We start from the raw sequence: 24,921 nt of genomic DNA, 5'->3' as shown, positions 1-24,921 counted from the left end.
CCGAATGCCCGGTTCCTTGCTAGTCTGGCTCTTTCCCTCAATGTCCCGCAGGGCCGCCCAGGAGACTGGCTCGTGCAGCCGACGGAGCTCGCACGATGTGCCCGCCGCCGTTGCCGCACCCGCAGGTATCCCCACGCCCGGCACGAGCAACCAGACGAGACAACCAGGCGCGACGACCTCGCACCTGTGAATCACGGCAGGAGTACCGATGACGCAGTCCACCGAACACACGACCGTCTGGCTGACCCAGGAGGCGCACGACAAGCTCCGGGTCGAGCTGGAGAACCTCAAGGGGCCGGTCCGCCAGGAGGTCGTCGCCAGGATCGCGGCCGCCCGCGACGAGGGCGACCTGAAGGAGAACGGCGGCTACCACGCAGCGCGCGAGGAGCAGGGCAAGCTCGAGGGTCGGATCCTGCAGCTCGAGGACATGCTCCGCCGTGCCGAGGTCGGCGAGACGCCCCCCGACGACGGCGTCGTCGAGCCCGGGATGCTCGTCACGATCCGCTTCGAGGGCGACGACGAGACCGAGGAGTTCCTGCTCGGCGCACGCGAGATCGAGGAGGGCGACCTGGTCGTCTACTCCCCCCAGTCCCCGATGGGCACCGCCATCAACGGCGCGTCGAAGGGCGACAAGGTCGCCTACACCGCGCCCAACGGCAAGCAGCTACAGGTCGAGATCATCGACGCGGTCCCCTACACGGGCTGAGCGGGGGCTACTCGACGACGCGGTAGCCGCTGGCGCGCAGCCGGGCGAGCACCTGCTCGGCGTGCGCCTGCCCGCGGGTCTCCAGCTCGATGCGCACCTCGACCTCGTCAAGGTGCAGCTGCGGGGAGACCCGCCCGTGCACGACCTCGAGCACGTTGGCGCCCGCGTCGGCGAGGTCGATGAGCAGTCCGGCCAGACCGCCGGGGTGGTCGCGGATCTGGACGCCCAGGGTCAGGAAGCGGCCCGCGGCGGCCAGCCCGTGCCGGATCACCTTGCCCAGCAGCAGCGGGTCGATGTTGCCGCCCGAGAGGATCGCCACCGCCGGTGTCCGGTAGGCCGACGGGTCGTCCAGCAGCGCCGCCACGGCCGCCGCGCCGGCCGGCTCGACGACCAGCTTGGCGCGCTCCAGCAGCGCCAGCAGGGCCCGGGAGAGCGACTCCTCCGAGACCGTGACGACGTCGTCGACGTAGCGTCGTACGGCCTCGAAGGGGACCTCGCCGGGACAGCCGACCGCGATCCCGTCGGCCATCGTCAGCATGTCGCCCACCGGCACCGGACGGCCGGCGACCAGCGAGCCGGGGAACGCCGCGGCGCCCTCGGCCTGCACCGCCACGATGCGTACGTCGGGTCGCCCGGCGCGCGCGCAGCTCTCCTTGATCGCGGTCGCCACGCCGGCCGCGAGGCCTCCTCCCCCGGTGGGCACCAGGACGGTGCGCACGTCGGGAGCCTGCTCGAGGATCTCCAGGCCGCAGGTCCCCTGGCCGGCCACGATGTCCACGTGGTCGAAGGGGTGGATCAGGACCGCCCCGGTCGCCTCGGCGTACTCCTTGGCGGCGACCAGCGCCTCGTCGACGTAGCGCCCGTGGAAGACGACCTCCGCGCCGTAGCCGCGGGTGGCGTTCTCCTTGGGGATCGGCGCCCCCTCGGGCATGAACACGGTGGCGTGGATGCCGAGCAGCGACGCGGCCAGGGCCACCCCCTGGGCGTGGTTGCCGGCGCTGGCCGCGACGACGCCTCGGGCGCGCTCGGCCTCGCTGAGTCCCGCGATGCGCGTGTAGGCGCCGCGGATCTTGAATGACCCGGCCCGCTGGAGGTTCTCGCACTTGAGGCCGACCGGACCGCCGACCCGCGCGGAGAGCCAGCGCGACTCCTCCAACGGCGTCTCGACAGCCACCCCGCGCAGCAGCTCCCGGGCCGCCTCGATGTCGGCGAGGGCGACCGGCAGGCCTCCGGGTCCGGGCGCCGGCGCGGTGGGCGGGGCGTCCTCAGTCACGGTGCTCCTGCACGGTCGCGGGGCTGTGGTCGCCGACCTTGTCGGCCAGCGGGGCACCGGCGTCGTCGAAGCGCTCGACCCCGTCCGGGGGCAGGTCCTCGCGCAGCTCCTCGACCGGGTCGTCGCCGGGTCTGCCCTCATCGGAGAGGTGCAGCACCACGGCGTTGACCGCGGCGACCAGCGGCACCGCGATCAGCGCGCCGGCGATGCCGGCGACCAGGATGCCGGCGGTGATGGCCAGGATCACCCCGAGCGGGTGCACGGACACGAAGCGGCCCATCAGGAAGGGCTGCAGGATGTGGCCCTCGATCTGCTGCACCAGGATCACGCCGCCGAGCATCAGCAGGGCGGTCACCGGCCCCTGGTCGACGAGTGCCACCAGCACCGCGACCGCGCCGGCGACGGTCGCGCCGACCATCGGCACGAACGCGCCGATGAAGACCAGCACCGCGATCGCCAGCAGGAACGGGACGCCGAGGATGGCAGCCACGACCATCACCCCGATCGCGTCGACGAGCGCGACGATCACGGTGGCCCGGACGAACTGGGTCAGCGAGACCCAGGCGACCCGCCCGGAGCTGTCCAGGCGCTCACGGGCGGCGCCCGGCGCCAGCCGGACCAGCCAGGCCCAGATCCGGCCGCCGTCGGCGAGGAAGAAGAAGGTCGAGAAGAGCACGATGAAGAACGCCGCGAAGACGTTGGTCAGGGCGGTGCCGACCTCGGTCACCTGGCTGACCGCGTTGCCGTCCTTGCTCCAGTTGGCGATGCCGCGCTGGGCCTGCTCGATGTAGCTGTTGATCTGGGAGTCGCTCGCCTGCAGCGGCCCGTCCTTGAGCCAGGCGCGGATCTTGCCCAGGCCCTGGACGACCTGGTCGGCCAGCTGGGAGGAGCCGTCGGCGACCTGCTGGCCGACGAACGTGAGCAGCGCGGTGACCGCGCCGAGGCCCAGCACGATGACCAGTCCCGCGGCGAGGCCCCGAGGAAGGCCCACCCGGTGCATCGTCCGGACCGCCGGGCTCGCCAGTGCCGCGAGCAGCAGGGCGATGGCGACCGGGACCGTCACCAGGGCGAACTTGGCCGCCAGCCACAGGATCAGGTAGCCGGCCGCGGCGATCACCAGGAAGCGCCAGGCCCAGGCCGCGGCCAGGTCGAGGCCCCACGGCACCTGGGCGCGGGTGAAGTTCGACCGGCCGGTGGTGACCACGACCGGCTCGGAGCGGCGCTCGGCCCGCAGCTGCGCCCACTGCTGGGAGAGCTGCTGGGTCAGCCGCTCGGCCAGGCTCTCCTCGTCGTCGCGTGGAGCCTCGCCGAAGCGACCACGTCCGCGGGTCTTGATCAGGGGCAGCAGGGCACGCCGGCCGTCGCCGGAGCCACCGCCCTCGTGTCCCCCGTCGACTGCTGGCACACCCGGGTCGCCGGAGGTCCTGCCTCCCACCTCGTCACTCACCGGGTCAGGCTACCCATCGTCTCCGTGCGCCAGGCGGCGGGCGAGCCGGTAGGCCACCTCGGGCCAGCGGTGCGCCAGCAGCCCCGCCGCGGCCAGCACGCTGGTGGAGTCGAGGAGCACCCTTGGTGCCCGGGGCAGCTGCCACCCGCCGGGGACGTCGGCTCCGGTGCTCGCGGCGAGCACGCGTTCCGCGACCCCGGGGCGCCCGTGGCGCAGCACGCCGCCGGACCCGATCAGCAGTGCGACGTCGCGCAGGTCCCTGCCGGTGCGCTCCACCACCCGCCCGTCGTCGCCGAGCACCACCCGCGAGCGGCCGGCGTGGCGGCGCATCGCCAGCTGGACGGCGGCGCGCGCGATCGCCTCGTCCTCGTCGGCGCTCGCCGGGTCGGCGGGCACCATCGCCGGATCGGCGCGCCGCGCCGCCGCGGCCGCCTCCAGCTCGCCGGGCGCCATCAGCCCCTCGGCGAGGGCCGCCGCGACCGTGGAGACCGCCGACCAGCGCATCCCGAGGTCGCCCTCGACGCTGCGGGTGAGCGGGGTGCTGGCGACCACCTCGCGGGCCAGGCCCACCCCGGCGGTGCCCGCCTCGACGAGTCCGGTGTCGGGGTCGACCTCGACCACGGAGTGGACGTCGGTGGTGGCGCCGCCGACGTCGACCACCACGACGTCGCCGATCCCGCGGGCGAGCAGCTCGACACCGCTCAGCACCACGTCGGGGGTGGCCCCGCGCACCATCGCCACGAAGTCGGCGCGGGCGCTGAGGTGCTTGCCGCCGATCACGTGGGCCAGGAACACCTCGCGCACCGCGGACCGCGCGGAGTCCGGCGCCAGCACGCCGATGCGCGGGACCACGTTGTCGGCCAGCACGTACGGCGTGCCCGCCGCGCCCAGGATCGCGGCCACCTCGGCCCGGGCCGCGACGTTGCCGGCGACGACCACCGGGCCGCGCCAGCCGCCGTCGACGAGCCGGCGCGCGCTGGCCAGCAACGGCTCGGCGTTGCCGCCGTCGGTGCCGCCGGTGAGCAGCACCACGTCGGGGCGGCTCTCGGCGACGCCGCCCGAGAGGTCGTCGCCGCGCCCGGCGGCCAGCACCGCCACCACCACGCCGCCGCTGGACAGCGCCACCCGGCGGCCGGCCTCGGCGGTGACCAGCTCCTCGTTGCCGACCACGGCGATCCGCAGGCCGCCGCCGGCCGAGGAGCAGGCGAGCGCCTCGGCCGCGGCGGCGCGCGGGTCCTGCTCGGCCAGCGCGGCCAGGCACGCGTCGTACCCGTCCAGGACGTCGGTGCTCAGGGTGGTCGGGTGCGTGGCGGCGGCCACGACGCGGGCCTGGGTCAGGTCGACCAGGACGGCCTTGGTGAAGGTGGAGCCGAAGTCGACGCAGACGACGACCTGCCCGGCGCCGGGCTCAGCCGAGGGCACGGTCGAGGTCGCCCAGGAGGTCCTCGACGGTCTCGATCCCGACGCTGATCCGGACCAGGTCGGCGGGCACCTCGAGGTCGGTGCCGGCGACGCTGGCGTGGGTCATCCGGCCCGGGTGCTCGATCAGCGACTCCACCCCGCCCAGCGACTCCCCGAGCGTGAACACCTCGGCGCGCTCGCACACGTCCAGGGCGTGCTGCTCGCCGCCGGTCACCCGGAACGACACCATGCCCCCGAAGCGCTTCATCTGCTTGGCCGCGACGGCGTGCCCGGGGTGCTCCTCGAGGCCGGGGTAGATCACCTGGGCGACCTTGGGGTGCGCGGTGAGGAACTCCACGATGCGCTCGGCGTTGTCGCAGTGCCGGTCCATCCGCACCGCCAGCGTCTTGAGCCCGCGCAGCACCAGCCAGGAGTCGAACGGGCCGGCCACGGCGCCCATCGAGTTCTGGTGGAAGGCGACCTTCTCGGCCACCTCGAGGTCGCGCACCACCAGCGCGCCGCCGACGACGTCGGAGTGGCCGCCGCAGTACTTGGTGGTGGAGTGCACGACCACGTCGGCGCCCAGCGTCAGCGGCTGCTGCAGGTACGGCGAGGCGAAGGTGTTGTCCACCACCAGCAGCGCGCCGGCGTCGTGGGCGACCGCGGCGAGCGCCTCGATGTCGCCGATGTTGAGCAGCGGGTTGGTGGGCGTCTCCACCCAGACCAGCTTGGTCTGGCCCGGGCGGATCGCGGCGCGCACGGCGTCGACGTCGGAGACCGGCGCGGCGTCGTAGCCGAGCCCCCAGACCTGCTCGACCTTGTCGAAGAGCCGGAACGTGCCGCCGTAGGCGTCGTCGGGGATGACCACGTGGTCACCGGGGCGGCACAGCGCCCGGATGAGGGTGTCCTCGGCGGCCAGGCCGGAGGCGAACGCGAAGCCGCGCTCCCCTTCCTCCAGGGCCGCGATGTTGCCCTCGAGGGCGGTGCGGGTGGGGTTGGCCGAGCGGCTGTACTCGTAGCCGCCGCGCATCCCGCCGACGCCGTCCTGCTTGTAGGTGCTGGTGGCGTAGATGGGCGGGATGACCGCCCCGGTCATCGGGTCGGGCTCGTAGCCGGCGTGGATCGCACGCGTCTCGAAGCCGGACTTGGACTGGTGCTCCTGCTCGCTCATCTGGCCGACTGTAGTGGGGGGCGCGGACACCGACGATCCGGGGAACGTTTGCGGGCTCCCCGCTGTTGCACCCGGAGACCGCCGCCGAAGCCGGCCCGCCTGCGGGCGGCCAGAGCCCATGGGAGTACACGTGTTCCTGAACCGCAACAAGTCCACGCTGCCGAGCGCCGACGAGGCCCTGCCCGGTCGCCCCGAGCGCTGGTTCCCGCTGGCCGAGCGGCACCTGGTGCTCGACGCTCCCCTGGTCACCGACGAGGTGCCCGAGGGCCTCGAGGTGGCGATCTTCGGTCTCGGCTGCTTCTGGGGCGCCGAGGAGATCTTCTGGCAGATGCCGGGCGTGTGGTCCACCTCCGCCGGCTACGCGGGCGGCATCACGCCGAACCCGTCGTACGAGGAGGTCTGCTCGGGCCGTACCGGCCACACCGAGGCCGTCCGCGTCGTCTACGACCCGGCGAAGGTCTCGTACGCCGCGCTGGTGCGCGCGTTCTTCGAGGTCCACGACCCGACCCAGGGGATGCGGCAGGGCAACGACCTGGGCACCCAGTACCGCTCGGCGATCTACTACACCACCGACGAGCAGCGCCGGGTCGCCGAAGAGATGATCAAGGCCTACCAGCCCGCCCTGACCGACCGCGGCTACGGCGAGATCACCACCGAGGTCGCCCCCGCGCCGACGTACTACTACGCCGAGGACGCGCACCAGCAGTACCTGTTCAAGGTGCCGAACGGCTACCGCTGCCACTCCGCGACGGGTGTGCCGTTCCCGAAGGGGTGAGTGCTTCGCGCGCGGTCGTGGCGATGAGATGGCGAGTCGAGCGCAGTCAGAACTGATCCACCAGGATCGGAGAGCCGCTGTGCGAGATGTCGTCGTGTACTCCCTGCTGTCCTTGGACGGGGTCGCGGAAGAGCCCGGGAACTGGATGTTCGAGGCGGACGACGGCGTCTTCGGCAACCTCGCCCGGGTGATCGAGACTCAGAGCGACGTCGTCCTCGGACGGGGGACGTACGACTACTGGGCCGGGTACTGGCCCGGGTCCGACGTCCAGCCCTTCGCCGACTTCATCAACGGCCGGCCCAAGCACGTGTTCACCTCGACGCCGCTCACTACACCGTGGGCAGGAGCGCTCGTGGCCGACGAGGGCCCGGTCCCCTATCTCCGGAGGCTCGCCCAGGGACCGGGGGCTGACATCGGCGTCCACGGCAGCATCGAGCTCGGACGCGCCCTGCTCGCAGCTGACCTCGTCGACCGCCTGGAGCTGGTCGTGATCCCCACCCTCGCCGGCACCGGCCGACGCCTGCTCACCGACGCCACCGAGGTGCGCCGTCTCGAGCTCGCCGGCGTCGACCGCTCGGAGACCGGGTGCCTCTTCCTGAGCTACGGCCGCCGCGGCTGACCGCCCGGTCTCCCGGCCTCTCGCTGCCGGTGGTGGAGTGAGCGCCGGCGACCCTCTCGGAACAGGTCGGATGTGTTCTCCACAGTCCGCGTGTCGGGGCGGTTTCTGGGGGCAGGAGTGTCGGTGGCGCCTGCTTGAGTAGATGCATGACCCGGACCGCAGCCCCTGACACCGCTCGTGCGGTGCTGGACGCTGCGCGGGTCTCGCGGGGTACGGCGGATGCGGCCGAGGCGCGTCAGCTGCAGCTGGCGGTGGACTGGGCGGCGATGCATTCGGTGAAGTCGTTGGAGGCTGCCGCGGTCATCCACGGGCCGTACGGAGACCACGGCATCCCCGTCGCCGGGCCAGGAGCGCCCCTGGTGGCGGAGTTCGCGGTCACCGAGTTCGCCCTCGCGATCGGCATGTCCACCGACGCCGGACGCCGGTATGTGGGGCAGGCCCTGGAGCTGCGCCACCGGCTCCCGAAGGTCTGGAAGCGGGTGCTGGCTGGGGATCTCGTGGCGTGGAAGGCCCGGCGCATCGCGGACGCGACGATGAGCCTCGTCCCGGCCGGTGCGGGGTTCGTCGACACCCACGTCGCCGCGGTGGCGCACAAGATCGGCCTCGCCGCCCTGGACCGGTTGGTCGAGGAGGCGCGGGTGCGGTTCCAGCCCGAGGAGGCTGAGGCTCGGCGCCGCGCGGCTGCAGACGGGCGGTGTTTCGACATCGACACCGACCAGGTCTCCTACGACGGCACCATGACGGTGCGCGGTGAGCTGGACCTCGCCGACGCGCTCGACCTTGACGCGGCCGTCGCGGCCGGTGCGGCGCAGCAGCAGGCGTTGGGGTCGGTGGACCCGCTCGGCGTGCGCCGCGCGAAGGCCGCCGGGGAGCTGGCGCGACGCCAGCTTGCCCTCGATCTGAACGTCGCGACATCGACTGAGGCGACCGACGGCGCGGACACCGGTCAGTGCGGTGGATCCGGCGCACCGTGTGCTTCCGATCAACCGCACACTGCTGCGCAGGGCGACACCGCCAAGGCCCGACGACCGCGTCAGGTCGTGCTCTACGTCCACCTCTCCCACGACGCGCTACGCGCCCGAGGCCTCGACGACACCGGCGTTCACCTGGCTCGCGTGGAGAACACCGCCTCCTTCGTCTCGGTCGACCAGGTCCGCGACTGGTGCGCCACCCCCGATGCCCAGGTGATCGTGAAGCCGGTCATCGACCTCGAGGACCACGTCCACGTCAACGCCTACGAGACCCCCGACCGGCTCGTCGAACGCCTCGCACTCATCGAGCACACCTGCGTCTTCCCCTGGTGCACCCGCCCCGCCAGACGACTCACCCCCGACGGCCATCGCGCCGACTGCGACCACATCCGCGAGCACGCCACCGGCGGCACCACGTGCTCATGCAACCTCGCCCCGCTCTGCCGACGACACCATCGCCACAAGACCCACAGCCCCTGGAGCTACACCGCCCTCGACAAGGGCAGCTACCTGTGGACCAGTCCCCAGGGCTACCAGTACCTGCGCGATCACACCGGCACCCTCGACGTCTCCCGGGATCGACGACGTGCGAATCCGCACGCCACTCCGGTCGAGTCGGACCTGCCCCCACCCGACCAGTAGCTGCCCCGCCCCGCACCCTGCCCAGGCACCACCCGGCGGGGCCAGTGGCACGTCCGCGCCACACCGGCGTCCTACCGCGCGGTGGAGCACGCCACACCGCTTCTCGCTTGCCGGTGAGCCCGCCCTGCCAGAGACTCCCCGGATGCACCCCTGCCCCTGCTGCGGCTACCGGACGCTCCCGTCGCGTCACGACTACGAGCTGTGTCCGGTGTGCTGGTGGGAGGACGACGGCGCGCAGCCGTGGGAGATCAGCGGCCCGAACGCACAGACGCTGGTCGAGGCGCAGCAGGAGTACCTGGCCGAGCGGCGGCCCTACCGGCTCCGCCCGGGCAAGGTACGCCGGCCCAGGCCCAGCGAGGCGCGCCAGTCCGACTGGCGACCGATCGAGGTGACCGCCGAGCTGCTCGAGCGCATCGAGCGCCACACGCAGGAGGAGCAGCGCATCTGGGAGCGGGAACGCGAGTTGGCGGCCCAGCAGATCGCCGCGGATCCCGAGGGACCGTTCCAGGGCTACAACGCGGCGATGCAGTCCCTGCGCGAGGAGGCGCCCGCTCTGTCCTACGACGAGATCAGGGCCAGGATGCTCGACCTGGGCCACGAGCACGACGTCCTCCTGCCCGAGGCCTACCTGGAGCTGACGGCCCGGATGCTGAAGAACCCCTCCTACTACCGCCACCACCCTCTGCGCACCGCCCGCTGGCTGCTGCGTCACGCCCGCGGCGGCACGTGGCGACGCAGCTGGCACGAGGTGCGGTCGGGCACCTTCCGCGTCGTCGGGTAGGGCCCAGCGTCGGACCCGGCGGCTAGGGTTCCGGCCATGATCACCTCCGGCCTGGTCAACCTCTACACCCGCGACATCGACGCCGCGCTCGCCTTCTACCGCGACCTGCTCGGCCTGCCCGAGACGTTCCGCACGCCCGCCACCGGCACCCCCGAGCACGTCGAGCTGGCTGCCGGCGGGTTCACCCTCGGGCTCGGCACCGTGGAGGCCGCCCGTCGGGTGCACGGGGTGGAGAGCCAGCCCGGCGCGCCCGCGATGGCCGTCGTGCTGTGGACCCGGGACGTGGACGCCACGGTCGCGACCCTCGCGGCGGCCGGTGTCGCGGTGGTCCGGGAGCCTGCGCCCACCGGCAACGACAACCGCACCGCGCTGGTCCGCGACCCCGACGGCAACCTCGTCGAGCTGGTCTCGCGGATCCCCGAGACCCCGCGGCTGCGCCCCGAGATGTGGGTGGACCCCCAGGACGACCCGCGCGAGGGCGGGCCGTCGCTGGGCGACGAGCGCACCACGCTGACGTCGTACCTGCGCTCCCAGCGCCTCACCCTGGAGATGAAGTGCGCCGGCCTGAACGCCGCGCAGCTGGCCCGGCGCGCGGTCGAGCCGTCCTCGCTTTCGCTGCTGGGGCTGGTCCGTCACCTCGCCGACGTCGAGCTCTCCTGGTTCCGCCGCCGGCTGGCGGGCCAGGAGGTCGACTTCCACTTCCGCACCCCCGACAGCCATGCTCCCGCCTTCGACGGCGCGGTGGCCGACCCCGCCGCGGTGCAGGAGGCCTGGGCCGCGTGGCGCTCCGAGTGCGCGTTCACCGACCAGTACGTCCACGACACCGCCGACCTCTCCAGCACCGGCAGCACCGAGGACGGGCCGATCTCGGTACGCGAGGTGCTGGTCCACATGATCGAGGAGTACGCCCGCCACAACGGCCACGCCGACCTGCTGCGCGAGCGGATCGACGGCCGGGTCGGCGAGTAGCCCGCTACCGTCGTCCCATGTCTGAGACCGCCCCCGCCCGCGAGACCGCCCCCGACACCGCCGCCACCCTCGGGCTCCGGCGCTGGCACGAGGCCATCTCCTCGCACGACGCCTCGCTGCTCCCGGCGATGATCGCCGAGGACGCCGTCTTCCGCTCCCCGGCGGTGCACCGCCCCCAGGAGGGCCGCGCGCTCGTCGCGGCGTACCTCGCGGCGGCGATGACCGTGCTCGGCGAGGGCTTCGGCTACGACGACCAGTGGGTGCGCGAGAGCGACGCCATCCTGGAGTTCTCCGCCACCGTCGACGGCCTCGAGGTGCACGGCATCGACCGGATCACCTGGGACGCCGACGGGCGGATCCAGGAGTTCACGGTGATGATCCGGCCCCTCAAGGCGCTGCACGCCGTCGTCGCCAAGATGGGCGAGGAGCTCCAGCGCCTGGCTTGAGCCCGACCTGAGCCGGCTCTCAGGCGTCGTCCACCCAGAAGCCCCTCCCGCCGAACATGTCCGGGAACCCGCCACCCGCCCCGAAGCCCGACCCGGTTCCCCGGCGCGAGCCGAGGTAGCTGCCCACCACGGCGGCGCCCAGGTCGTCGAGCTCGGGAGCGACCACCCGGCCGTCGACGCGGCGCGCCATCTGCTCCACGAAGCGGGCCAGCCCCGGGTCGGTGCCGAGCCGGAAGAACGTCGTCTGCGCCCCCAGCCTCCCGGCGGCGTCGAGCTCGCGCACGCTGTGGGCGACGGTGAGCGGGTGCGGCGGGTAGGAGAACCACACCTCCCCGTCGGCCTCCAGGTGGGCGGTCGGCTCGCCGTCGGTGACCACCAGCAGCACCGGCTGGGCGTTCGGGTGCTTGCGGAAGTGCCGGTTGGCGAGCAGCAGGGCGTGGTGCAGGTTCGTGCCCTTGTCCCACATCGCGTCGAGCGCGGTGAGCTCCTCGATGTCCATCACCTCGGCGTGCCGGCCGAAGCCGATCAGCTGGAGGTGGTCGCCGCGGAAGCGGCTGCGGATCAGCGTGTGCAGTGCCAGCGCCGTGCGCTTCATCGGCACCCACCGCCCGTCCATCGCCATCGAGAACGACGTGTCGACCAGCAGCGCGACCGCGGCCTGGGTGCGTGCCTCGGTCTCCATCACCTCGACGTCACCGATCTCCAGGCGCACCGGCGCGGTCGGCCGGCCCTCCCCCGCCGCCCGCGCCACCGCGTTGAGCACCGAGCGGGTCACGTCCCAGGGCTCGGTGTCGCCGAACTCCCACTCCCGGGTCGCGCCGCTGCGCTCCCCCGCCGCGCCGGCCCGGCGCAGGTCGCGGTTGCCCTGGCGCCCCGACATCCGCTGCGCCACGTCGCGCAGCAGCGCCTTGCCGAGCTGGCGCATCGCCTTGGGCGAGAGCCGCAGCTGGCCGTCGGTGCCGCGCTTGAGGTAGCCGGAGTCGCGCAGCGCCCTCTCCAGCTCGGCCAGGGTCCGGGCGTCGACGGCCGCGTCGTCACCCAGCTGGCGGGCGAGCTTGTCGAGGTCGACGTCGTCCATCCGCGCCCCGGAGTAGGACTGGGCGAGCTGCTCGGCGAGGTCGTCGAGGTCGGCCAGGTCCTGCAGCGCACCGGTGCCGTCGCCGAGCCCAAGCCCCTGCTCGCCCTCGAACTGCTCCGAGCCCGACCAGTCCTCACCGGGGCGCAGCGCCTGCAGGCTGGCGTCCAGCGCGGAGAGCTGCTCCATCAGCTCCGGCGATCCGAACGCCTGGGTGGCGAGCGCGTCGAGCTCGGCGCGCTGCTCGGGAGTCATCGAGTTGCGCATCCGGGCCGCGGCCGCGGCCCGGGCGGCGAGCGCGTCGAGGAGCTCGTCGATGTCGCGCGGCTGCTCGGGGAAGAAGTCCCCGTGCCGGTCCATGAACTCCTCGAACTGCTCGCCGGTGTCCTCGCCGCGCGCGTGTGCGGCGAGCAGGTCGTTGAGGTCGGCGAGCATCTCGTTGATCGCGGCGCGGTCCTCGTCGGTGGCGCTCTCCAGCGCCTGCTTCATGCCGGCGAAGCGCTGGTCGAGCAGCTCGCGGCCGAGCAGGTCCTTGATCTGCTCGAAGTCGGCGCGCGCCGCAGGGCTGCGCCACTGATAGTCGCCGAGCTCGTTGACCGCCGCGGCCGTCGAGGGCGGCAGGTTGGCGATCCGCATCTCCGCGAAGCGGGCGTCGTCGTCGAGGTCGCGGGCCAGCTGCTTGCGCTCCTCGAGCACCGCGCGGTCCAGCAGCTCGCGCACCTCCTGCAGGGTGCCGTCGAGGTTGTTGCGGGCGAGCAGCTCACGGCGCTTCTGCGCGACCCGGGCCGCCAGGTCGTCCAGGCCCCGCTGGCTCTCGCTGCCGCGGCGCAGGTACTCGCGCATCGCGCGCTCGGGCGAGTACCCGGCCATCACGTCCTCACCGATCGCGTCGAGAGCATCGGCGAGGTCCACCAGCGGCGCCAGCGGGTCCGGCCCGCCGCCGTACCTGCCGTAGCGGGCGCGGTGCCGCTCCGCTCCGCGCCTGCCAGACCTGCCCTCGCCGGCCATCAGCCGTACGTCGTCTCGCCGGTCTCGGTGGACTCCTTGCCCACCTTGCGGGCCAGGAAGAGCCCCTCCAGGGCCAGCTCGATGGCGCTGGCGCACTCGCCGTCGTCGCGGGCGCCGAGCCGCTCGGTGACCTGGTCGTAGAGGTCGGACTCCCCCAGCGCCGGCAGGCCGGTGAGGAAGTCGCGGGCGCTGACCTGCTCCCCGGTGGTGACCGAGGCGCCCGCCTCGAGGGCGTCCACCAGCAGGGCGAAGTCGATGCCGCGCAGGTGGTGGCGCACCGTCTCCGCGGTGGCCAGGCGCAGCAGATGCTCGAGGACCTGCTGCTCGCGGCCCTCCTCACCGGTCTCGAACTCCACCTTGCCGCCCAGCACGTCGACCGCGGCCTCGAGGTCGACGACCCGGGCGACGGCGCTCGGCTCGCCCTGCACGGTCGCGCGGTGCAGCGCGGAGGCGGCGACGGTCTCGGCGCCGGCGATCGCGAAGCGCGCGGAGACCCCCGAGCGCTGGTCGACGGCGGAGGACTCGCGCAGCGAGCGGGTGAACCGGGCCAGGATCTCCACCAGGTGGTCGGGGACGTGGCCGACCATCCGCGACTCCTGGCGGATCACCGCGACCTCGTCGGCGAGCTGGCTGGGGTAGTGCGTGCGGATCTCGGCGCCGAAGCGGTCCTTGAGCGGGGTGATGATCCGGCCACGGTTGGTGTAGTCCTCGGGGTTCGCGCTGGCCACCACGAGCACGTCGAGGTTCAGGCGCAGCACGTAGCCGCGGATCTGGATGTCGCGCTCCTCCATCACGTTGAGCATCGCGACCTGGATCCGCTCGGCGAGGTCCGGGAGCTCGTTGATGGCCACGATGCCGCGGTGGCTGCGCGGGATCAGCCCGAAGTGGATGGTCTCCGGGTCGCCCAGCGAGCGCCCCTCGGCAACCTTCATCGGGTCGACGTCGCCGATCAGGTCGGCCACCGAGGTGTCCGGCGTCGCCAGCTTCTCGGCGTAGCGCTCGCTGCGATGGCGCCAGGCGACCGGCAGGGCGTCGCCGAGCTCTGCCACGCGACGTGCCGAGGCGGGGGTGACCGGGTCGTAGGGGTGCTCGCCGAGCTCGGAGCCGGCGATCACCGGCGTCCACTCGTCGAGCAGCGTCGCCAAGGTGCGCAGCAGGCGGGTCTTGCCCTGCCCCCGCTCACCGAGCAGGACGACGTCGTGCCCGGCGATCAGCGCTCGCTCGAGCTGCGGGATCACCGTGGACTCGAACCCGTGCAGGCCCGGCCAGGGGTCGCGGCCCTCCGCGAGCGCGGCGAGCAGGTTCTCCCGGATCTCGGCGCGCAGGCTGCGCAGCTCGTGGCCCGAGGCGCGCAGCTCGCCCAGCGTCGAGACGGAGGGGGCGGCGGAGATGGTGGCGTGAGTCACTCGCCCACGCTAGTCCGGCACTCAAGGGCGCGGTCAAGGCCGCGACCGAGGTCCACGGTCAGCTCACTCGCCGGTGCTCCCGTCGATCGCCTCGCGGATCAGGTCGGCGTGCCCGTTGTGGCGGGCGTACTCCTCGATGAGGTGGACCAGGACCCAGCGCAGGCTGACGTGCTCGCCGTGACGCTCACGCGCCGAGAGCCGGCCCAGCCCGCTCGGGTCGGCCAGCAGCTCATCGAGGACGCGGTCGGAGGCGGCGACGGCGTCGTCGAGCAGCCCTCGCAACGCGCCGGGCTCCAGAGCGGCGGCGTGGTGGAAGTCCGCGTCCCGGTCGGCGCGCCAGTCGGTGCCCGCCCAGGGCTCGGCCGGCTCGCGCCCCGCCATCACGTGCGGCAGCCAGTAGTCCTCGACGAAGGCGAGGTGCGCGAGCAGACCGCCGAGGGTCAGCGAGCTGGGGAGGGGAGCCGTGTCGAGCTGCGCCGCGTCCAGCCCGTCGGTCTTGCGGCGCAGCGTGGCGCGGTGGAAGTCGAGCCACCCGCGCAGCATCTCGGTCTCCGCACCGGTCAGCGGCGGGTCGACGCGCCCGGCGGCCTCGGCGCTCACCGGACGTCCCCGTCCGCCGCCGTCGGTGTACGGCGGCGCCGGCTGGGCCCGTCACCGGCCGGCCGTGCGCCCATCGCGACCAGGCCCAGCCCGGCGTTGTCGGCGTCCTCGAGCCCGGAGTGGGTCGGCTGGTCGTGGCTGTCGGGCAACGCCAGCGCGGCCACGGCCGCCACCAGCATCAGGCCGGCCATCACCGAGAACCCGATCGTGTAGCCGCGCTCGGCGGGCAGTCCGCCGGCGCCGACGTGCGAGGTCACGATGCCCGCCATCACCGCCGAGCCGATCGCGCCGCCGATGGTGCGGATGTTGGCGTTCATGCCGCTGGCGACGCCGGTCTGGGAGGCCGGCACGGAGGACACCACGACGCCGGCCAGGCTGGAGAAGACCAACCCGGAGCCGAAGCCCTGGATCGAGCTCGCCGTCACCACCTGCCACGCCTCGTCGTGGAAGAGCGCCAGCAGCCCGAACGCGCAGGCGCTGGTCAGCGTGCCGGTCATCACCACCCGCCGCGCCCCCAGCAGCCGCACCAGCGGAGCCGTCGCGAAGCCGATCGCGAAGCTGCCGAGCGCCGAGGGCAGCATCAGCCGCCCGGACTCGCTGATCGTGGCGCCGAGACCGTAGCCGGCCGAGGGCGGGGTCTGCAGGAACTGGGGCAGGAACCCGAACGAGGCGAACATCGCGAACCCCACGCAGGCGGCCACGACGTTCGTCGTCCACACCCCGCGACGACGCATCATCGCCATGTCGATCAGCGGCACCTCGATGCGGGTCTCCAGGACGACCCAGCCGAGGAGCACGACGGCGGCGAGGACGAGCAGGCCGACCACGCGCACCGACCCCCAGCCCCAGTCGTTGCCGTGGCTGATCGCGAGCAGCAGCGCGACCAGCCAGGCCGACAGCAGCAGCGCGGGCAGCACCGGCAGCCGGGTTCGTGCGCGCACCGGGGACTCCGGCACCAGCACCAGCGCCGTCGCGCTGGCGACCGCGGTCGCGATCATCGGCAGCCAGAACAGCCAGGCGAAGCCCAGGCCGTCGACGATCGGGCCGGCGACCACGATGCCGATGCCGAACCCGACCGCGGACAGCGACGCGATGACGCTGATGGCGTAGTTGACCCGGGCCTGCGGGAACTCGTCGCGGATGATCCCGAAGGACAGCGGCAGCACGCCTCCCCCGAAGCCCTGGACGACGCGGGCGATGATCAGCCACTCCACGGTGGTGGACAGCGCCGCCATCGCCGAGCCGACGGTCAACGCGCCGAGCACGAGCACGAGCATCCGCTTCTTGCCGACGACGTCGCCGATGCGGCCCAGCAGCGGGGTGCAGATCGAGGCCGAGAGCAGGTAGCCGGTGAGCACCCAGGTGACGGTCGCCTGGTCGGTGTCGAGCTCGCGCTGCACCTCGGGGAGCACCGGCACGATCAGCGACTGCAGCAGCGTGAACGCCGAGACCGCGACCGCGAGCACGGCGAAGGTCACCCAGTGGTGGTGCCGGCGCAAGCCCGAGGTGCCGCTCACGTGATTCCTCCCCGCCCGGAGTCGTCCGGTGGCTCAAGTTCTGGTTGCGCAATGCAACCAGCGCACCCTAGCCGGATCGGGGCGGCAGACCGGTCCACGGATCCCGGTCGGTGAGGCAGGACGAGGCGCTCACGCGTCGACGGGGCGGTGCAGGACCGCGGAGGTGGCCGCGATCCGCAGGTCGTCGCCCACCACCTCGGCCAGACCGTCGACGAGCAGCGTGTAGCCGCTCTCCTCGCGTGGCGGGTACAGCAGGGTCACCGCCGCCTCGCGCGCGGCGTTGGCCAGCGTGCCGCGTCCCGGGCCGCGGACCACGAGCACGCCGTCGGACAGCTCGGGCGCCACCGAGACGGCCTTGACCCCGGGCCGCGCGCCCGGGTCGCCGACGCTCAGCAGGTAGCCGGTGCCGAACCCGGTCAGCGTGGCGGGCAGCTCGGAGACGGCCACGGGGATGCTCATGGCACGAGGCTACGCTGCCGCACGTGGCTGACTCAGGTGTCTTCGGCTCCGGCACCCGCTCCGGCTCGACCGCGTGCGCGTGCGGCTCGGGAGCGGCGTACGACGCGTGCTGCGGGCCGCTGCACCGCCAGCAGCGCCAGGCGGCGACCGCGCAGGAGCTGATGCGCTCGCGCTACGCGGCGTACGCGGTGGGCGAGCTCGACCACGTCTTCCGGACCTGGCACCCGCGCACCCGGCCCGACGACCTGAGCGCCGAGGAGGGGCTGACCTGGCTGGGGCTCGAGATCCTCGAGGTCCTCGACGGCGGCGTCGACGACGCCGAGGGGGTGGTTGCCTTCCGGGCCCGGTACCGCACCGCCGGGGGCGAGGGCGAGCTGGTGGAGCGCAGCCGGTTCGTGCGCCGCGGCGGGCGCTGGGTCTACCTCGACGGCGACCTGAGCTGACCAGCCGGCTCAGGCGTCCACCCAGCGCTGGCCCAGCGGCTCGGCGCTCGCCGCGCCGGAGGTGAGCTCGGCCAGCAGCCCGGGCAGCGCGTCGGCCTGGTCGGCACCGACGCCGACGCGCAGCGTGGCCCGGGCGGCGTAGTCGGTGCCGAGGATCGCCACCCCGCGGGCGCGCAGGTCGCTCTCCAGGCGGCCGGCGCCGGCGTGGTCGACGACGACGGCGAACTCGCCGAGCAGCTGCCGGCGCCGGGTGCCCACCTCGTCGAGGCCCGCGCGCACCGCGTCGCCGTACGCGCGGACCAGGCCGCCGGCGCCGAGCAGGATCCCGCCGAACCAGCGGGTGACCACCACGACCACGTCGCAGACCTCGCGCCCACGCAGGACCTCGAGCATCGGGGCGCCCGCCGTACCGGCCGGCTCGCCGTCGTCGCTGGAGCGCTGGATCGCGGCGTCCGGGCCGAGCACGAACGCCGAGCAGTGGTGGCGGGCGTCCCAGTGCTGCCTGCGCAGCCGCTCCACGACCGCCCGGGCCGCGCCCTCGTCCTCGACCCGGGCGACGGTGGCCAGGAAGCGGGAGCGCTTGACCTCGATCGCGGCCTCGCCGTCGCGGGCCGGGACGAGGTAGGACGTGGCGCTCATCCCCAGAACCCCAGCACGTCGCCGCCGATGCGGACGATGAACGCCGAGACCACGGTGATGAAGAAGACCCGGACCAGGCCGGCGCCCTTGGCCACCGCGAGCCGGGCACCGAGGTAGCCGCCGACCAGGTTGCCCACGCCCATCAGCAGCCCGACCTCCCACAGCACGGCGCCCTGGGGCACGAAGACCACGAGCGCGGCCAGGTTGGTGGCCCAGTTCGCCATCCGGGCCTTGGCCGACGCCTCGAGGAACCCGTAGCCGAGCAGGCCGACCAGCGCGAACACGAAGAACGAGCCGGTGCCGGGACCGAGCGCCCCGTCGTAGAAGCCGATGATCGCCCCGGTCAGCGCCGTCGCCCACAGGTGCCGGCGCCCCTCGAAGCGCAGCTTCGTCAGCTCCCCGGCATCGGGCTTGAGCAGGACGTAGGCGCCGACCAGCACCAGCACCACCAGGACCAGCGGGTCGAACGTGGAGCGCGGGATCAGGCCCGCCACCAGGGCGCCGCCCAGCGACCCCGCGAAGGCGAAGGCCATCAGCGGCCCGAACGTGCGCGGATCGGGCCGGATCCGGCGGAAGTACGTGAGCGAGCTGACCGTCGTACCGCAGATGCTGGCCAGCTTGTTGGTCGCCAGCAGGCTCACCGGCGAGGCGCCCGGCAGCCCGATCACCAGCGCCGGCAGCTGGATCAGCCCTCCCCCGCCGACCACCGCGTCGACGAACCCCGCAGCCAGGGCCGCGAGCCCGAGCAGGACGAGCACGGTGGTGGTCGGGTCGTCCATGGTCGATCACCCTATGCACGGGGGTGGTTTCCCCGGTCGCCGCCCGCCCGGACACCTGCCAGGATCGCGACATGCGCATCGTGTCCCTGCTGCCGTCGACCACCGAGATCCTCTTCGCCCTCGGCGCCGGGGAGGACGTGGTGGGGGTGACGTTCGAGTGCGACTTCCCCGCCGAGGCCCGCGAGCGCACGATCGTGTCCACCTCCGCGATGCCCGAGGGTCTCCCCCCGGCCCGGATCGACGCGTGGGTGGCGGACGCGATGCGGCGCGGGGTGGACCTCTACCACCTCGACGAGGGCGCGCTCGCCGGCCTCGACGCCGACCTGGTGGTCACCCAGGACCTCTGCGCGGTGTGCGCGGTCGACGTGTCGGTGGTCGACGACGCGCTGGCCCACCTCGGGTGCCGGGCCGAGGTGCTCACCATCGACCCGCACACGCTCGAGGAGGTGCTGGACTCGATCCTGGCGCTGGGCAGGGCGACCGGTCGCCTGGCCGAGGCCGAGGCGCTCGTGCGCGATCAGCGGGAGCGGCTGGCGGCGGTCGCGCAGCGCGTCGCACCCACGTCCAAGCCCCGGGTGATGTTCCTGGAGTGGACCGACCCGCCGTTCGCCCCCGGCCACTGGATCCCGGAGATGATCACGCTCGCCGGGGGCGAGGCGCTGCTCGGCACGGCCGGTGAGAAGTCGCGCCGGGTCACCTGGGACGACGTGCACGCAGCCGCTCCCGACGTGATCATCTGCGCCCCCTGCGGCTTCGACCGCACCGCCTCCCAGCGCCTCGCCGACGACCTGGTCGCCTCCGGCGCGCTGCCACCCGGGATCCCCGTCCACGCCGTCGACGCCAACGCTTCCTGGGCGCGCCCCGGCACCCGCCTGGTCGACGGGGTCGAGGAGCTGGCCGCGCTGCTGCACCCCTGAGGGGTGCAGCCGCGTCTGCCTAGGAGCGGGTGAGGTGGGCGAGCAGGTCCTGGCGGGTGAGCACGCCGACGGGCTTGCCGTCCTCCTGGACGAGCACGGCGTCCGCGGTCTCCAGCAGCTCGACGGCGCTCGACGCGGCGGCGGTGGCACCCACGGTCGGCATCGGCACCGACATGTGGTCCTCGACCGGGTCGGTGAGCTTGGCCTTGCCGGCGTAGAGGGCGTCGAGCAGGGTGCGCTCCGAGACCGCCCCGGCGACCTCGGCCGCCACGATCGGCGGCTCCGCGCGGACCACGGGCATCTGCGAGACGCCGTACTCCTGCAGGATGTGCACCGCCTCGGCGATCGTCTCGCCGGGGTGGGTGTGCACCAGGTCCGGCAGCACGCCGGACTTGCCGCGCAGCACCTGGCCGACGGTCTGCTCGGAGGAGGCGGCCAGGAAGCCGTACTGGCTGAGCCAGTCGTCGTTGAAGACCTTGGTGAGGTAGCCGCGCCCGGAGTCGGGCAGCACGACCACGATCACCGCGTTCTCGCCCTCGGGGGTGCCGGCCAGCTCGCGGGCCAGCTCACGTGCCGCCCAGGCGGCCATCCCCGACGAGCCGCCGACCAGCAGCGACTCCTCGCGCGCCAGACGGCGGGTCATCGAGAAGGAGTCCGCGTCGGAGACCTCGATGATCCGGTCCGCCACGGACTTGTCGTAGGTGGTCGGCCAGAAGTCCTCGCCGACCCCCTCGACCAGGTAGGGACGCCCGGTGCCGCCGGAGTACACCGAGCCGGCCGGGTCCGCACCGATCACCTGGATGGCGGGGTTCTGCTCCTTGAGGAAGCGCCCGATCCCGCTGATCGTGCCGCCGGTGCCGACGCCGGTGACCAGGTGGGTGATCCGGCCCTCGGTCTGCGCCCAGATCTCGGGGCCCGTGCTCTCGTAGTGCGAGCGCGGGTTCTCCTGGTTGGAGTACTGGTCCGGCTTCCAGGCGCCGGGCTGGGAGGCCAGCCGGTCGGAGACGTTGTAGTAGGAGTCCGGGTGCTCCGGCGCCACCGCGGTCGGGCAGACCACGACCTGCGCGCCGTAGGCCTTGAGCACGTTGCGCTTGTCCTCGCTGACCTTGTCGGGGCACACGAAGATGCACGTGTAGCCGCGCGCCTGGGCGACCATCGCCAGCCCGACGCCGGTGTTGCCCGAGGTGGGCTCGACGATCGTGCCGCCGGGCTGCAGGGCGCCGGAGCGCTCCGCGGCGTCGACCATCCGGACCGCGATGCGGTCCTTGATGGAGCCACCCGGGTTGAGGTACTCGACCTTGGCCAGCACCATCGGCCCGGTCGTCGTGCCGGCCAGGCGCCCCTCGGGCGCGGTGTCGGGTTCGTCGAGGGATCGGGACAGCCGCAGGAGCGGGGTGTTGCCGATCAGGTCAAGGAGGGAGTCCACGTACTGCACCGCCTAAATGTCCCACCGCGCCGGTCCGGCGGCAAACCCGCGCACCCGCCTCGTACAGTGGGGCCGTGGGGAAAGCTGCTGCCGCCAGGAGACTCGCCTCGGCTGCCGCGTTCGGCGGCGGGGGGCTGTCCGTCCTCGGTGCGGGCCTGTACGGCGTGCTGACCGCCGAGGCCAAGCTCGCACGCAAGGCGATCGGAGACGTCTCGGAGGAGCCTCCCCCGGACGCCACCGGATGGTACGGGCGCGGCCGGCCGGGACCGGCGATCAAGGTGGCTCTGCTCGGCGACTCCAGCGCGGCCGGCTACGGCGTCGAGCGGGTCGAGGAGACCCCGGGCGCGCGGCTGGCCTCGGGCCTGGCCGCCCGCGCCGATCGCCGGGTCTACCTGCGCGAGTTCGCGGTCGTCGGCGCCCAGTCCTCCGACCTCGCCGCGCAGATCGACCGCACCCTGCCGATCGAGCCGGACGTCGCGCTGATCCTGATCGGCGCCAACGACGTCACTCACACGGTGCTGCCGTCTCAGTCGGTGCAGTACCTCGCCGAGGGGGTACGCCGCCTGCTCGACGCCGGCGTGCAGGTGGTCGTCGGCACCTGCCCCGACCTCGGCACGATCAAGCCGATCCCGCCGCCGCTCAAGCAGGTCGCGCGGGCGTGGTCGCGCCGGCTGGCGGCCGCCCAGACCATCGCGGTCGTCGAGGAGGGCGGGCGGACCGTCTCGCTCAGCTCGGTGCTCGGCGCGGAGTTCGAGGCCGCCCCGGCGCTGCTCTTCGGCCCCGACCAGTTCCACCCCTCCGCCGACGGCTACCGCTCGCTGGCGGCGGTGCTGCTGCCCTCGACCCTGGCCGCGCTCGGCCTGATCCCCGAGGACGAGGCCGCGCCCGAGCCGTTCCGCGGCGAGGGCGTGCTGCCGATCGCCACGGCCGCGGTGCAGGCCGCCCGCACCCCGGGCACCGAGGTCGACGGCACCGAGGTCGCCGGCGCGCGCCGCGGCGTACGCGGACGGTGGGCGGAGCTGCGGCACCGCCGGCGCCACCCGCAGGCCGAGCCCGAGGCCCCCGACGACGAGCCCGGCGAAGCGCCCGACGACGACGACGCCACCGCTCCCGGACCGCACAGCCGGCTGTAGCGCGCGGGGTACGTCGCTGACTGCGACCGGCAGACTGTTCGGAGAGGACGGGACCAGATGAGCGGTGGAGCGGCACTCGACGAGCAGCAGGTGCGCGCGCCGATGATCGGCACGGTGGTGCGGATCGTGGCGAGCCCCGGGGACCTCGTGGCCGGCGGCGCCACGCTGCTGGTGCTGGAGTCGATGAAGATGGAGCACCCGGTCACCGCCCCGGAGGGCCCCGGCTGGTTCGAGGTGGCCACGGTCGGCGTCGCGCTGCGCGAGGGGGTACGGCGCGACCAGCCGCTGGTCGTGCTCCGCGCGGCGACCGGACCGGCGCCCGAGGAGGACGGCGAGGCGGAGTCCGCCACCGGCGACGGCGACCCCGCCGCCGTACGCCGCGACCTCGCCGAGGTGCGCACGGCGCACGCCCACGGCCTGGACGAGAACCGGCCCGCCGCCGTCGCCCGGCGCCGCGCCCGCGGACAGCGCACCGCGCGCGAGAACGTCGCCGACCTGTGCGACGACGGCACCGTCGTGGAGTACGGGCCACTGGCGCTCGCCGCCCAGCGCGGCCGGCGCACCCTCGACGACCTGGTCGCGAACACCCCGGCGGACGGGCTGATCACCGCGATCGCGGAGGTCGAGGGCCGCCGTTGCGCGGTGCTGGCCTACGACGCGACCGTGCTGGCCGGCACCCAGGGCCTGCGCAACCACCAGAAGACCGATCGGCTGGTGGACCTGGCCGAGCAGCTGCGCACCCCGGTCGTGCTCTTCGCCGAGGGCGGCGGCGGGCGTCCCGGCGACACCGACGTGCCGGTGGTGGCGATGCTGGACCTGTCCACGTTCCACCGCTTCGCGCGGCTGCGCGGGCAGGTGCCGCTGGTCGGCATCGCCGCGGGGCGCTGCTTCGCCGGCAACGCCGCCCTGCTCGGCTGCTGCGACGTCGTCATCGCCACCCGCGACTCCCACATCGCGATGGGCGGTCCGGCGATGATCGAGGGCGGCGGGCTGGGCGTGCACCGCCCCGAGGAGATCGGCCCCAGCGACGTGCAGAGCGCCAACGGGGTGATCGACGTGCTGGTGGACGACGAGGCCGAGGCGGTCGCGGTGGCGAAGCGCTACCTGTCCTACCTGGCCGGGCCGCGCCCGGAGTGGGCCTGCGCCGAGCAGGAGCTGCTGCGCGAGGTGGTCCCGCTCGACCGGGTGCGCGCCTACGACGTACGGCGCGTGGTCGAGCTGCTCGCCGACACCGACTCGGTGCTCGAGCTGCGCCGCGACTTCGGCCGCGGGATCCTCACCGCGCTGGTCCGCGTCGAGGGGCGCCCCTACGGGCTGCTGGCGAACAGCAGCGAGCACCTCGGCGGCGCCATCGACAGCGAGGGCGCCGACAAGGCCGCCGCGTTCCTGGAGCTGTGCCAGAGCCACGGCCTGGCGGTGATCTCGCTGTGCGACACCCCCGGCTTCATGGTGGGGCCCGAGGCCGAGCGCAGCGGGTCGGTGCGCCGGTTCGGGGCGCTGTTCACCACCGGGGCCCGGCTGACGGTGCCGCTGGTCACCGTCGTGCTGCGCAAGGCCTACGGGCTGGGCGCGATGGCGATGGCCGGCGGCGGGTTCAAGGTGCCGCTCGCGACGCTGGCCTGGCCGACCGGCGAGGTGGGCGCGATGGGGCTCGAGGGCGCGGTCAAGCTCGGCTTCCGCCGCGAGCTGGAGGCGATCGAGGACGCGGGCGAGCGCGAGCGCTTCCTCGCCGAGATGGTGGAGCTGGCCTACGAGCAGGGCAAGGCGCTCAACGCGGCCAGCGTGTGCGAGCTCGACGACGTGATCGACCCGGCGCACACACGCCGCTGGATCACCCGGCTGCTGGGCTGAGCGGCTCCTAGACTGGCGCCCGTGGCGGTCAGTGGAAGTCGCAAGGCGCGCTACGCGCGGCGGCGCAAGGTGCGGATGGGGCGCGTCGAGCATGACCTCAGCCCCGCCCAGTGGGAGGCGCTGCAGGCCGCCTGGGGCGGCTGCGCCTACTGCGGGGCCACCGACCGGGCCCTGCAGCGCGACTGCGTGCTGCCGATCTCGCGCGGCGGGCGCTACACCCTCGACAACATCGCACCGGCCTGCGGCTCGTGCAACGCGAGCAAGTGCAACGACGAGGTCACCGGCTGGCTGCGGCGCAAGCGGCTCGACGAGCGTGCCTTCCTGGAGCGCCACGTCGCGATCTCCGCGGAGCTGGCGCTGCGCTTCGCGCCGGCCCCCGACGCCGGCTGAGCCGCGCCCGCCCTCACCGGGGCCCGGACGCACGAGAGCCCCGGGCGCTCGGCCCGGGGCTCTCGTCGTACGTCGTG

At 73.7% G+C, this 24,921-nt stretch carries 24 protein-coding genes; 12 read left to right on the top strand and 12 right to left on the bottom strand.

The window, feature by feature from the left end; genetic code table 11:
- The first annotated feature begins 208 nt into the window (after positions 1-208).
- Positions 209-706 (top strand): transcription elongation factor GreA, encoded by a 498-nt coding sequence (greA, locus tag AC6EH9_RS05495; RefSeq protein ID WP_498421331.1) that lies wholly within the window; start codon positions 209-211, stop codon positions 704-706.
- A 7-nt stretch (positions 707-713) separates the two neighbouring features.
- On the opposite strand, the gene ilvA is transcribed toward greA, so the two are convergent.
- The 4 genes from ilvA to AC6EH9_RS05475 are packed head-to-tail and all read right to left on the bottom strand — an operon-like array spanning position 714 to position 5,998.
- Positions 714-1,979 carry a threonine ammonia-lyase gene (gene ilvA / locus AC6EH9_RS05490; RefSeq protein WP_498421330.1) on the bottom strand — a complete coding sequence of 422 codons (1,266 nt, stop codon included), beginning with the start codon at positions 1,977-1,979 and terminating at the stop codon, positions 714-716.
- On the bottom strand, positions 1,972-3,426 hold the full coding sequence (locus AC6EH9_RS05485) for an AI-2E family transporter (protein ID WP_498421328.1): 1,455 nt from the start codon (positions 3,424-3,426) through the stop codon (positions 1,972-1,974). Before AC6EH9_RS05485 ends, ilvA begins: the two co-directional genes overlap by 8 nt.
- A 9-nt stretch (positions 3,427-3,435) precedes the next feature.
- On the bottom strand, positions 3,436-4,848 hold the full coding sequence (locus AC6EH9_RS05480) for a glutamate mutase L (protein ID WP_498421326.1): 1,413 nt from the start codon (positions 4,846-4,848) through the stop codon (positions 3,436-3,438).
- Positions 4,835-5,998 carry a cystathionine gamma-synthase gene (locus AC6EH9_RS05475; RefSeq protein ID WP_498421324.1) on the bottom strand — a complete coding sequence of 388 codons (1,164 nt, stop codon included), beginning with the start codon at positions 5,996-5,998 and terminating at the stop codon, positions 4,835-4,837. The genes AC6EH9_RS05480 and AC6EH9_RS05475 overlap by 14 nt, the downstream gene beginning before the upstream one ends.
- 130 nt (positions 5,999-6,128) lie before the next feature.
- Here AC6EH9_RS05475 and msrA point away from each other — a divergent pair, with 130 nt between their 5' ends.
- The 6 genes from msrA (at position 6,129) to AC6EH9_RS05445 (ending at position 11,201) form a co-directional block, all read left to right on the top strand.
- The gene (gene msrA, locus AC6EH9_RS05470) at positions 6,129-6,773 is read left to right on the top strand and encodes a peptide-methionine (S)-S-oxide reductase MsrA (RefSeq protein ID WP_498421323.1); all 645 of its coding nucleotides are present in this window, start codon (positions 6,129-6,131) and stop codon (positions 6,771-6,773) included.
- Positions 6,774-6,867: 94 nt separating this feature from the next.
- A complete protein-coding gene (locus AC6EH9_RS05465) occupies positions 6,868-7,392 on the top strand; it encodes a dihydrofolate reductase family protein (RefSeq protein WP_498421321.1) in 525 nt (174 codons plus the stop codon).
- Positions 7,393-7,538: 146 nt separating this feature from the next.
- Positions 7,539-9,005 carry an HNH endonuclease signature motif containing protein gene (locus AC6EH9_RS05460; protein WP_498421319.1) on the top strand — a complete coding sequence of 489 codons (1,467 nt, stop codon included), beginning with the start codon at positions 7,539-7,541 and terminating at the stop codon, positions 9,003-9,005.
- A gap of 142 nt (positions 9,006-9,147) precedes the next feature.
- Positions 9,148-9,786, top strand: a complete 639-nt coding sequence (locus tag AC6EH9_RS05455) for a CPCC family cysteine-rich protein (protein WP_498421317.1) — start codon at positions 9,148-9,150, stop codon at positions 9,784-9,786.
- A gap of 36 nt (positions 9,787-9,822) precedes the next feature.
- Positions 9,823-10,755, top strand: coding sequence for a DinB family protein (locus AC6EH9_RS05450; protein WP_498421315.1), 933 nt, complete (start codon positions 9,823-9,825; stop codon positions 10,753-10,755).
- Positions 10,756-10,772: 17 nt separating this feature from the next.
- Positions 10,773-11,201, top strand: coding sequence for a nuclear transport factor 2 family protein (locus tag AC6EH9_RS05445; RefSeq protein ID WP_498421314.1), 429 nt, complete (start codon positions 10,773-10,775; stop codon positions 11,199-11,201).
- Positions 11,202-11,220: 19 nt separating this feature from the next.
- On the opposite strand, the gene AC6EH9_RS05440 is transcribed toward AC6EH9_RS05445, so the two are convergent.
- The 5 genes from AC6EH9_RS05440 to AC6EH9_RS05420 all read right to left on the bottom strand — a co-directional run bounded on the left by AC6EH9_RS05440 (position 11,221) and on the right by AC6EH9_RS05420 (position 17,266).
- Positions 11,221-13,284, bottom strand: a complete 2,064-nt coding sequence (locus AC6EH9_RS05440; protein ID WP_498421312.1) for a vWA domain-containing protein — start codon at positions 13,282-13,284, stop codon at positions 11,221-11,223.
- Positions 13,284-14,675 (bottom strand): sigma 54-interacting transcriptional regulator, encoded by a 1,392-nt coding sequence (locus AC6EH9_RS05435; RefSeq protein ID WP_498421686.1) that lies wholly within the window; start codon positions 14,673-14,675, stop codon positions 13,284-13,286. Before AC6EH9_RS05435 ends, AC6EH9_RS05440 begins: the two co-directional genes overlap by 1 nt.
- A 78-nt stretch (positions 14,676-14,753) precedes the next feature.
- Positions 14,754-15,290: a DinB family protein gene (locus AC6EH9_RS05430; RefSeq protein WP_498421310.1), complete on the bottom strand. Its 537-nt coding sequence runs from the start codon at positions 15,288-15,290 to the stop codon at positions 14,754-14,756.
- The gene (locus AC6EH9_RS05425) at positions 15,287-16,807 is read right to left on the bottom strand and encodes an MFS transporter (RefSeq protein WP_498421307.1); all 1,521 of its coding nucleotides are present in this window, start codon (positions 16,805-16,807) and stop codon (positions 15,287-15,289) included. Before AC6EH9_RS05425 ends, AC6EH9_RS05430 begins: the two co-directional genes overlap by 4 nt.
- 129 nt (positions 16,808-16,936) lie before the next feature.
- Positions 16,937-17,266: a pyridoxamine 5'-phosphate oxidase gene (locus AC6EH9_RS05420; RefSeq protein ID WP_498421304.1), complete on the bottom strand. Its 330-nt coding sequence runs from the start codon at positions 17,264-17,266 to the stop codon at positions 16,937-16,939.
- Between the two features lie 23 nt (positions 17,267-17,289).
- Between AC6EH9_RS05420 and AC6EH9_RS05415 the strand changes: the two genes are divergently transcribed.
- Positions 17,290-17,709: a YchJ family protein gene (locus AC6EH9_RS05415; protein WP_498421303.1), complete on the top strand. Its 420-nt coding sequence runs from the start codon at positions 17,290-17,292 to the stop codon at positions 17,707-17,709.
- A gap of 9 nt (positions 17,710-17,718) precedes the next feature.
- On the opposite strand, the gene AC6EH9_RS05410 is transcribed toward AC6EH9_RS05415, so the two are convergent.
- A complete protein-coding gene (locus tag AC6EH9_RS05410; protein ID WP_498421301.1) occupies positions 17,719-18,348 on the bottom strand; it encodes a YigZ family protein in 630 nt (209 codons plus the stop codon).
- Entirely contained in the window at positions 18,345-19,127 is a 783-nt protein-coding gene (locus tag AC6EH9_RS05405) for a sulfite exporter TauE/SafE family protein (protein ID WP_498421299.1), read from the bottom strand. The genes AC6EH9_RS05410 and AC6EH9_RS05405 overlap by 4 nt, the downstream gene beginning before the upstream one ends.
- A 71-nt stretch (positions 19,128-19,198) precedes the next feature.
- On the opposite strand from AC6EH9_RS05405, the gene AC6EH9_RS05400 reads away from it, so the two are divergent.
- Positions 19,199-20,044 (top strand): cobalamin-binding protein, encoded by an 846-nt coding sequence (locus AC6EH9_RS05400; RefSeq protein WP_498421296.1) that lies wholly within the window; start codon positions 19,199-19,201, stop codon positions 20,042-20,044.
- A 19-nt stretch (positions 20,045-20,063) separates the two neighbouring features.
- On the opposite strand, the gene AC6EH9_RS05395 is transcribed toward AC6EH9_RS05400, so the two are convergent.
- Complete coding sequence (locus AC6EH9_RS05395; RefSeq protein WP_498421294.1) at positions 20,064-21,479, bottom strand: cystathionine beta-synthase; 1,416 nt, start codon at positions 21,477-21,479, stop codon at positions 20,064-20,066.
- A gap of 65 nt (positions 21,480-21,544) precedes the next feature.
- Between AC6EH9_RS05395 and AC6EH9_RS05390 the strand changes: the two genes are divergently transcribed.
- The 3 genes from AC6EH9_RS05390 to AC6EH9_RS05380 are packed head-to-tail and all read left to right on the top strand — an operon-like array spanning position 21,545 to position 24,844.
- Positions 21,545-22,603 (top strand): SGNH/GDSL hydrolase family protein, encoded by a 1,059-nt coding sequence (locus AC6EH9_RS05390; protein ID WP_498421292.1) that lies wholly within the window; start codon positions 21,545-21,547, stop codon positions 22,601-22,603.
- Positions 22,604-22,660: 57 nt separating this feature from the next.
- Positions 22,661-24,454 (top strand): carboxyl transferase domain-containing protein, encoded by a 1,794-nt coding sequence (locus tag AC6EH9_RS05385; protein WP_498421290.1) that lies wholly within the window; start codon positions 22,661-22,663, stop codon positions 24,452-24,454.
- A gap of 21 nt (positions 24,455-24,475) precedes the next feature.
- Positions 24,476-24,844 (top strand): HNH endonuclease, encoded by a 369-nt coding sequence (locus AC6EH9_RS05380; RefSeq protein WP_498421288.1) that lies wholly within the window; start codon positions 24,476-24,478, stop codon positions 24,842-24,844.
- The last annotated feature ends 77 nt before the right edge of the window (positions 24,845-24,921 follow it).

The organism is Nocardioides sp. Z21_20 (assembly GCF_059766585.1).
The sequence above is the reverse complement of the archived record's forward strand: the minus strand, read 5'-3'. Positions and strand labels throughout refer to the sequence as shown.

Bases quoted from the DNA above. Each gene is read 5' to 3' on its own strand.
- greA (WP_498421331.1), top strand. From the start codon at position 209: ATGACGCAGTCCACCGAACACACGACCGTCTGGCTGACCCAGGAGGCG.
- AC6EH9_RS05475 (WP_498421324.1), bottom strand. From the start codon at position 5,998: ATGAGCGAGCAGGAGCACCAGTCCAAGTCCGGCTTCGAGACGCGTGCG.
- AC6EH9_RS05460 (WP_498421319.1), top strand. From the start codon at position 7,539: ATGACCCGGACCGCAGCCCCTGACACCGCTCGTGCGGTGCTGGACGCT.
- AC6EH9_RS05455 (WP_498421317.1), top strand. From the start codon at position 9,148: ATGCACCCCTGCCCCTGCTGCGGCTACCGGACGCTCCCGTCGCGTCAC.
- AC6EH9_RS05450 (WP_498421315.1), top strand. From the start codon at position 9,823: ATGATCACCTCCGGCCTGGTCAACCTCTACACCCGCGACATCGACGCC.
- AC6EH9_RS05445 (WP_498421314.1), top strand. From the start codon at position 10,773: ATGTCTGAGACCGCCCCCGCCCGCGAGACCGCCCCCGACACCGCCGCC.
- AC6EH9_RS05440 (WP_498421312.1), bottom strand. From the start codon at position 13,284: ATGGCCGGCGAGGGCAGGTCTGGCAGGCGCGGAGCGGAGCGGCACCGC.
- AC6EH9_RS05420 (WP_498421304.1), bottom strand. From the start codon at position 17,266: ATGAGCATCCCCGTGGCCGTCTCCGAGCTGCCCGCCACGCTGACCGGG.
- AC6EH9_RS05410 (WP_498421301.1), bottom strand. From the start codon at position 18,348: ATGAGCGCCACGTCCTACCTCGTCCCGGCCCGCGACGGCGAGGCCGCG.
- AC6EH9_RS05405 (WP_498421299.1), bottom strand. From the start codon at position 19,127: ATGGACGACCCGACCACCACCGTGCTCGTCCTGCTCGGGCTCGCGGCC.
- AC6EH9_RS05400 (WP_498421296.1), top strand. From the start codon at position 19,199: ATGCGCATCGTGTCCCTGCTGCCGTCGACCACCGAGATCCTCTTCGCC.
- AC6EH9_RS05385 (WP_498421290.1), top strand. From the start codon at position 22,661: ATGAGCGGTGGAGCGGCACTCGACGAGCAGCAGGTGCGCGCGCCGATG.